This is a genomic window from Protofrankia sp. CiP1_Cm_nod3 (genome assembly GCF_982290655.1).
On sequence record NZ_CEVIVD010000192.1, the window covers coordinates 1 to 7,175 of the forward strand.

The following is a 7,175-nucleotide window of genomic DNA, read 5'->3' on the forward strand; positions in this document are numbered from 1 at the left end:
GCAGTATCCGGGGGGAGAAGAGATAGCCCGAAACCGGCGGGCTGGCGACGGAGGGGGTCGCCAGCCCGCCGGTCCTCGGCGTTCCACTGCCTCCCGTATTGCCCTGGGTGATCCAGGATCGATGTTTTTGTGGCCTATGTCATAGCGCTACCAGTTCCTCTGATCCCGATCCGGCCCCGGTCCGGTCCTGGTCTGTCATCGGCCTTCCTCGTCTGCCTGTCACCAATCCGACAACAGTCCTGCCGTGACGACAACCAATCACAGATCGTCCCCGCGACCAGGCATGTCACACGCGTGAACATATCCGCGCACAGCATGCGACCGGAGATGGCGGGGTACCACCAGTCCAGCCGGGCTCCCCGGCCTCCCGGACGCCCGAGGCCTCCCGGCAGCACAGGCCACCTCACGTGGTGGCACCACCAGGTGGTCACGCAGACGTGAAGCGCGCGGCGAGAACGCGGGCGCGCGGAAGGGAGCCGCATGACCACGGCACAGGAAATCATGCACCGGGACGCCGAGTGCATCGGCGAGAGCGAGACCCTCGTCGACGCCGCCCGCAGGATGCGGGACCTCGGTGTCGGCGCCCTGCCGATCTGTGGCGACGACAACAGGCTGCAGGGCATCATCACCGACCGCGACATCGTGATCAGATGTCTCGCCGAAGGAAGGGACCCGGCGGCGACCCGGGCCAGGGAGCTCAGCCAGGGCAGGCCGTTCTACATCGACGCGGGCGCGGACGTCGACGAGGTCCTGCAACAGATGATGGAGCACCGGATCAAGAGGCTGCCCGTCATCGAGAACAACCAGCTGGTAGGAATGATCAGCGAAGCGGACCTCGCGCGGAAGCTGCCCGAGGAGAAGCTGGGCCAGTTGGTGGAGGCCATCAAGTCGGGCCCCAGCGACCGCCCCGCCTGATCAGCCGCGCATAGGAACCATCCGCGCCATCCGGGTAGGTGGAGGGCGCCACCATGGCGACGCCTTCCATCTACCGCCTCGGCCAGCAGTAGCCAGCCGCAGGCAGAAAAAGAGCCGGCCGCAGGCAGAAAAAGCCGTCATCACAGCGCTTTCCACCTACGGACGCGGAACGCGTAGGTGGAAAACGCTGCCAGGGCGGCTTTTTTCACCTACTGGTTCGGCTGGGCTGGTTCGGCTGGGCTGGTTCGGCGGCGCGGATCGCCCGCAGGTTGTCCTCCTGGAACAGGTCGTAGGCGGAGATCTCGTCGGTCAGCACGTCGAGGTCCAGATCTCCCGGTTCGGCGTACGCGAGCTGTTCCACGTCGACGACGGCGCGGTAGACAAATGTCGCGTTCCCCTCCAGCCGGGGGGTCAGGGTGCCATCCGCGGCGGGCACAAGAAAGGATCGCGCGCAGCCACCCGGACTGCGGACCAGCAGCGCCTCGCCCGCCAGGGCGTGGCCGAGCCGCGAGTACACCGCGCGGGACGCGACCACGCCGGAGCCGCAGGACAGCGTCAGCCCGGCACCGCGCTCGAAGGTACGGACGAAGATCTCCCCCGGCGCGGTGAGCGGCCGGACGAACGACACATTGGCGCCCGCCGGGAGAACCGCCGGCAGGCGCGCCGCCGCGCTTCCCACCGCGACCAGCTCGTTCTCGTCGTAGTCGTCGACGACCGCGACCAGGTGCGAATTGGGGACGGCGACCCCGGTGAGACGCAGCGCCGGATGCAGCGCCGGGATGACCGTGTCGACGTGCTCGGCGCCCGTGGTCACGACCGGGACGTCGGCCGCGCGGAACGTCACCGGGGGAAGCTCGACGGCCACACTCCACACCCCGGCGGCCACCTGCGGGATCCTCTCCACCCGGAACCGCCCGCCACCTGTCGAGACGTCCAGCGCGTCGGCCCCCCGGCGTTCGAGGACAAGCCGGCCGACGCACCGCAGGCCGTTGCCGCACAGTTTGGCCGACGACCCGTCCGGATTGAAGAAGAACGCCTCCGGCACCGCCGGTGAATCATCGACGAAGTACAGGCCGTCACCGCCCAGTGGGCCCCGCCGGTCACAGACGAGCCGGACGAAATCCGCCACCTCGGCCGGTGTCGAGAAAATCCGCTCGGGCCGGCCGTCCACAACGAATATGTCGTTGCTGGAACCGTGCGCCTTCAACAGCTCGAATTTCATGCGAATCCTCCCGGCCGGCGTCCACGGACACTATATGGCCCCGAGCCGGACCGGACGTGACCACCGGTCACGCGGCCATCGTCGCCGGGTGGCCGGAGCATTCCACCCGGGCCGCCGGCCGGAGCCGGCGCGCCGGGTATCCGAGGACGGCCGGGCCACCGCGGGACGCCCGGGAAGGCGGGGCGCTGCCTGCCCGCCCGGGCACCGCTTCCCGTTCTCGTTCCGCTGGCTCTACTGTCGCTGGGTGACGTCGATGCGGACAACCGGGGAAGCACTGGCCGCGGCCCTCGCCGCGCGGCTGCCGGACGGCGCCGTGGTGACCGACCCGGATCTGCTCGTCTCCTACCGTCACGACCAGGCCAGCGGGGCGGAGGCCGGGCAGCCGGCCGTCGCCGTCTTCCCCCGGAGCACCGAGCAGGTCCAGGCGGTGATGCGCGTCGCGCACGGCCGGGGCGTGCCGGTGGTCCCCCGCGGCGCGGGCTCGGGGCTGTCCGGCGGGGCCAACGCGGTCGACGGGTGCGTGCTGCTGTGCCTGGACCGGATGGACGCCATCCGGTCCATCCGTCCCGCCGACGGGTACGCGGTCGTCGAGCCCGGGGTGATCAACCAGCGGTTACGCGAGGCCGCCGCCGCCCACGGCCTGTGGTACGCGCCGGATCCGGCGTCGCGGGAGCAGTGCACCATCGGTGGCAACATCGCGACGAACGCCGGCGGCCTGTGCTGCGTGAAATACGGCAGCACCCGGGACTGCGTGCTCGGCCTCGAGGTGGTGCTGGCCGACGGGCGGGTCACCCGGGTCGGGCGCCGCGCTCTCAAGGGGGTGGCCGGCTACGACCTGGTCAGCCTGTTCGTCGGCAGCGAGGGCACCCTTGGTGTGATCACCGAGGCCCGGCTGCGGCTGCGTCCGCTGCCCGCCGCGCCGACCACGGCGGTCGCGGTGTTCCCGGACCTGGTCAGCGCCGGCCGGGCGGTTGAAAAGATCATGAATGTCGCCACGCCGTCCCTGCTGGAGCTGATGGACGCAACGACGCTCGCCGCGGTCGAACGGTTCCAGCCCATGGGCCTGGACTCCTCCGCCGCCGCGCTGCTGCTCGCCCAGAGTGACCTGCCGGGGCAGGCGGGCGAGGCCGAGGCCGACACCGTCGTCAGCGTCTGCGCGGCCGCTGGCGCTACCGAGAGTTACCGTTCGGAGGACGCGGCACAGGCCGACATGCTGCTGGCCGCCCGCCGGCTCGCCTTCCCCGCCCTGGAACGCCTCGGCGCGTGGCTGCTCGACGACATCGCCGTCCCGCGCTCACGCATCGTCGAGACGGTCAGTGGTGTCGAACGCATCGCCGCGGCCAGGGACGTCGTGATCGGCACCTTCGGCCATGCCGGGGACGGCAACCTGCATCCGATGATCGTGTATCCGCGCGGGGATCCGGACGCCGGGCGGCGCGCGCTCGCCGCGTTCGACGACCTGCTCGGCCTCGCGCTGCGGGTCGGTGGGACGGTCAGCGGCGAACACGGTGTCGGTGTGCTCAAGTGCCGTGTCCTGGCCGACGAACTGGACCCGGTGGCGCGGTCGCTGCACACCTCGATCAAACAGGCGCTCGACCCGGCCGGCATCCTCAACCCGGGCAAGGCGCTGCCGCTGCGCCCGTGAGGTCCGCGATTTCACGGCTTCACGTAGCTTCGCCACGCCGGCGGCGGATCGCCGGCGGCGGATCGCCGGCGCGCCCGAGCACGAACACCTCAGACGCGCCGGCCGGCTCGTCCCCGCCCACCCGTACGGAGAACGATCCAGCGGAGTCTGCCGTTCGATACGCCTTTCGGCCCTGTTGGCGTACACAACGACAAAGCTGCGGCGATCTTCCTTGGCGGCCGGCGCCTGTTGACGTCAGCTACCGATTTTGTTGCTACTTGTAGTTATCGGATTGGTGCTTCAGGCTGCCGCGCGGGCGGCTACCGCCTTCTCCGCTGTCGCGCGTGACTGCTCGGCGAGTGGGATGAGATCGGCCAGGGCCGGGTTGACCGTGGCCAGCGTCAGTTCGACGTTGATGAAGTCGATGTCGGTCGCGCCGAGCGCGGTGAGCACGTGACGCAGGTAGGGCTCCTGGTAGTCGTTGCCCTCCTGGGGGGTGCCCGGGCCGTATGCCCCGCCGCGGGCGGTGATGACCGTGACCGGCTTGCCATTGAGCACGCCGGGCCCGCCCGACAGGCTGACGGTCCGGTCGACGACGACGACGGCGTCGATCCACGCCTTGAGCGTCGACGTGATCGACCAGTTGTACATCGGGACGGACAGCAGCAGAGCGTCCGCCGCCTCAAGCTCGGCGATGAGCTCCTCACGCCCGCCCCAGGCCGCGGCCTGCTCCGGTGACCGCTCGTCCGCCGAGGTCACCGAAGCGCTGATGCCGTCCCAGCCGAGGTGCGAGGGCGGGTTGGCTGCGAGGTCACGATAGGTCACAGTGCCGCCGGGGTGGCTCTCGGTCCAGGCGGTGGCGAACCGGCCGGCGAAGGCCCGGGACTCCGATGCCGGGCTGACGCTTGAGTCGATGTGCAGGAGTGTGGGCATGTGATCCCCTCGATCGGGCCGACAGTCGAGCCAACAGATGCGTGACAAAACGGTGTGCAGTCACGATCGTCTGCGACTACACGTATCACTGACAGAGAATATCTCAGATCGCAAGCAGTAGGATGAGGGGGTGGAGCACTCGGACGCGGAGGGGACGTCGAAGGCGACGTCGGGATCGGGGACCGACACCGCCGCCGCCGCTGCCGAGTTGCCGGAAGAAGTCCACGAAGACCTCGGCTGGCTGCTGACCCAGGTCCTGAACGGCTTCCTGCAGGCCGCGCAGGAGACCGTCGGGGACTTCCCCGGCGGTCTCCGCGGCCTGCACATACTGTCCGCCACCGCGACCGACTGCGCCCGCAACCAGCTGGAGGTCGCCCGCCGCCTCGGCATCGACCGGTCGGTCATGGTGCGGCTCATCGACGATCTCGAACACGGCGGCCTCGTCAAACGATGTCCCGACCCGGCCGACCGGCGTGCCCGGCTCATCCGGCCGACCGATGCCGGGCTGCGCCGACACGAGGAGATGACGGCCCGCCTGAACCTGGCCCAACGGCACGTCCTCGCTCCGCTGAACGCCGACGAGCAGGTGATCCTCACCGACGCGTTGCGGCGTGTGGCCATCGGCCTGCTCGCCTCCGGCCAGTCGCCCGAACCATGCCCGGGGGACGCGGCGGATTGCAGGTAGGGCAGGCAAGCCAGGTAAGACAGGCAAGGGCGGCCGGAGACAGAACGCTCCAGCTCACGACACGATGATCATCGGCCATCCAAAAGCAAACGATCTACCCGGGGCCGCCTTTCTCACCCCGAGAGTTCCACCTCCTGGAGCCGGCCCGGATCGGCAACGCCGGGAACCGCGTGTCGCCAGGAATCCCGCTACAGCTGGCAAATACCGCGAGAGCCGGCTAGCGTGAGATGCGACACGATGCCCGCCGACTGCCGCAGGAGGCCCGATGAGTCTGAATCCAGCCGAAACCGCTCTCGTCCTCATCGAGTTCCAGAACGACTTCACCACGGCCGGCGGCGCGTTGCACGGCGCGGTGGCGGAGGTCATGGAGCGGACGGGAATGCTCGGCAACACCGTTGCGGCAGCCGAACAGGCCCGCCAGGCGGGTGCCACGGTCATCCACGTCCCGATCTCATTCGTGGAGGGTTACGGCGAGATCAGCGCGAAGCCGTATGGCATCCTCGCCGGGGTCGTCGAGAGCAACGCGTTCGTGAAGGGTTCGTGGGGCGCGCAGATCGTCGCGGCTCTCACGCCCGCCGCCGGTGACATCCTTGTCGAGGGGAAACGCGGGCTGGACGCTTTCATGAGCACCAACCTCGACTTCATCCTCCGCGGCAAGGGCATCAGAAACGTCGCCCTCGGCGGTTTTCTCACCAACTGTTGCGTCGAGTCCACAATGCGGACCGCGTATGAAAAAGGCTTCAACGTCCTCACGCTCACCGACTGCGTTGCAGCAACCTCCGTGGAGGAACACGACAACGCCATCACCAAGGACTACCCGATGTTCTCGCATCCGGTGGTTTCCAAGGAGTTCGTCGCCGTGCTCGGCGGTGGCGGTGGCCTGGTCGACTCCAGCCGCGGTTACACCGCCTGAGCCGTATACCAGCACAAAGATCTAGCCGATCCGCCCCGCACACATGAGATCATGAGGTGACGGTGATCCGGGCGAGCTTGCGGCCGACTTTGAGGTAGTAGTCGCCGCTCCGGTCGCCGAGTTTGTCCTTGACCAGGGCCGCGAGGGGCTCACGGGCCTCGTCGGCGGTGAGCGTGATCTGCCCCTGGCCGCCCTCGGCCTCGACGACGAGGCGCAGCCCGTTCTGCTGGGCGACGCGGCGGACGTCAACGTTGCTCCTGGCGAAACCCAGCGCCTTCACCGCGTCGGTCACCGACTGCCCCAGGCCGGCGACCTCGGGCAGGTTCTCGACGTCACCGAAGGCGTAGCTGCCCTTGGACTTGCTCATCTTGGCCCCGGTGCCGTCGGTGCCCTCGATCAGCTGCGGCAGTCTGACCTCCCGCAGCCAGTCGCCGTTGTGGCGGAACCGGGTGCGGGCGAAGTCGAAGAACGGGGTGACCTGCTCACGGCAGGTGGCAAGATTGCGGGCAATGTCCTCGTCGGTCAGCGCGGGCCGCTCGTCGGAGCGGCCACTGGGATCACCGATCTTGGCGGTTATGTCACCGACGATGAACACCACCTGGTGCCCCACCGCTGGAAGCGGCTGAGGATGAGCATCGGCTCGCGCACGGTCGCGTCCGCAGCGAGGTTCGCGTTCGTGAGCAGGGCCGTGGCACGATCGACAGACGTGCTCAGTCGAGTCATCGAAGCTCTCCGGGACGCGGGATGTGCCTGCCATCCTAACGGCGCCACGCTTAGCTCATTCTTCCTGGACGAAACCGAACTTGGCATATGATTTTTATCAATTAGACGTATGTTCTTCATGAACTGAAGCAGCGGCACGCCAGCGCCCCATTCGGCCCCG

Annotated in this window: 7 protein-coding genes; 4 read left to right on the top strand and 3 right to left on the bottom strand. The window is 68.7% G+C overall.

Annotated features, from left to right (window positions below):
* Positions 1 to 480 precede the first annotated feature (480 nt).
* Positions 481 to 915 (top strand): CBS domain-containing protein, encoded by a 435-nt coding sequence (locus tag AC5LUJ_RS22260; protein ID WP_250284534.1) that lies wholly within the window; start codon positions 481 to 483, stop codon positions 913 to 915.
* 205 nt (positions 916 to 1,120) lie between these two features.
* On the opposite strand, the gene dapF is transcribed toward AC5LUJ_RS22260, so the two are convergent.
* Positions 1,121 to 2,137: a diaminopimelate epimerase gene (gene dapF, locus AC5LUJ_RS22265; protein WP_250290286.1), complete on the bottom strand. Its 1,017-nt coding sequence runs from the start codon at positions 2,135 to 2,137 to the stop codon at positions 1,121 to 1,123.
* A gap of 253 nt (positions 2,138 to 2,390) precedes the next feature.
* Between dapF and AC5LUJ_RS22270 the strand changes: the two genes are divergently transcribed.
* A complete protein-coding gene (locus tag AC5LUJ_RS22270; RefSeq protein WP_250284536.1) occupies positions 2,391 to 3,782 on the top strand; it encodes an FAD-binding oxidoreductase in 1,392 nt (463 codons plus the stop codon).
* Positions 3,783 to 4,061: 279 nt separating this feature from the next.
* On the opposite strand, the gene AC5LUJ_RS22275 is transcribed toward AC5LUJ_RS22270, so the two are convergent.
* Positions 4,062 to 4,694: an FMN-dependent NADH-azoreductase gene (locus AC5LUJ_RS22275; RefSeq protein ID WP_250284537.1), complete on the bottom strand. Its 633-nt coding sequence runs from the start codon at positions 4,692 to 4,694 to the stop codon at positions 4,062 to 4,064.
* A 130-nt stretch (positions 4,695 to 4,824) separates the two neighbouring features.
* On the opposite strand from AC5LUJ_RS22275, the gene AC5LUJ_RS22280 reads away from it, so the two are divergent.
* Both AC5LUJ_RS22280 and AC5LUJ_RS22285 read left to right on the top strand, forming a co-directional pair.
* Positions 4,825 to 5,379: a MarR family winged helix-turn-helix transcriptional regulator gene (locus tag AC5LUJ_RS22280; protein WP_250284539.1), complete on the top strand. Its 555-nt coding sequence runs from the start codon at positions 4,825 to 4,827 to the stop codon at positions 5,377 to 5,379.
* A gap of 265 nt (positions 5,380 to 5,644) precedes the next feature.
* On the top strand, positions 5,645 to 6,292 hold the full coding sequence (locus AC5LUJ_RS22285; protein WP_250284541.1) for a cysteine hydrolase family protein: 648 nt from the start codon (positions 5,645 to 5,647) through the stop codon (positions 6,290 to 6,292).
* Positions 6,293 to 6,341: 49 nt separating this feature from the next.
* Here the strand turns inward: AC5LUJ_RS22285 and AC5LUJ_RS22290 are convergent, their stop codons facing one another.
* Positions 6,342 to 6,890, bottom strand: coding sequence for a hypothetical protein (locus AC5LUJ_RS22290; protein WP_250284543.1), 549 nt, complete (start codon positions 6,888 to 6,890; stop codon positions 6,342 to 6,344).
* Positions 6,891 to 7,175 lie beyond the last annotated feature (285 nt).

Excerpts from the sequence above, each read along its gene's own strand:
- dapF (WP_250290286.1), bottom strand. The coding sequence starts at position 2,137 with ATGAAATTCGAGCTGTTGAAGGCGCACGGTTCCAGCAACGACATATTC.
- AC5LUJ_RS22270 (WP_250284536.1), top strand. The coding sequence starts at position 2,391 with ATGCGGACAACCGGGGAAGCACTGGCCGCGGCCCTCGCCGCGCGGCTG.
- AC5LUJ_RS22285 (WP_250284541.1), top strand. The coding sequence starts at position 5,645 with ATGAGTCTGAATCCAGCCGAAACCGCTCTCGTCCTCATCGAGTTCCAG.
- AC5LUJ_RS22260 (WP_250284534.1), top strand. The coding sequence starts at position 481 with ATGACCACGGCACAGGAAATCATGCACCGGGACGCCGAGTGCATCGGC.
- AC5LUJ_RS22275 (WP_250284537.1), bottom strand. The coding sequence starts at position 4,694 with ATGCCCACACTCCTGCACATCGACTCAAGCGTCAGCCCGGCATCGGAG.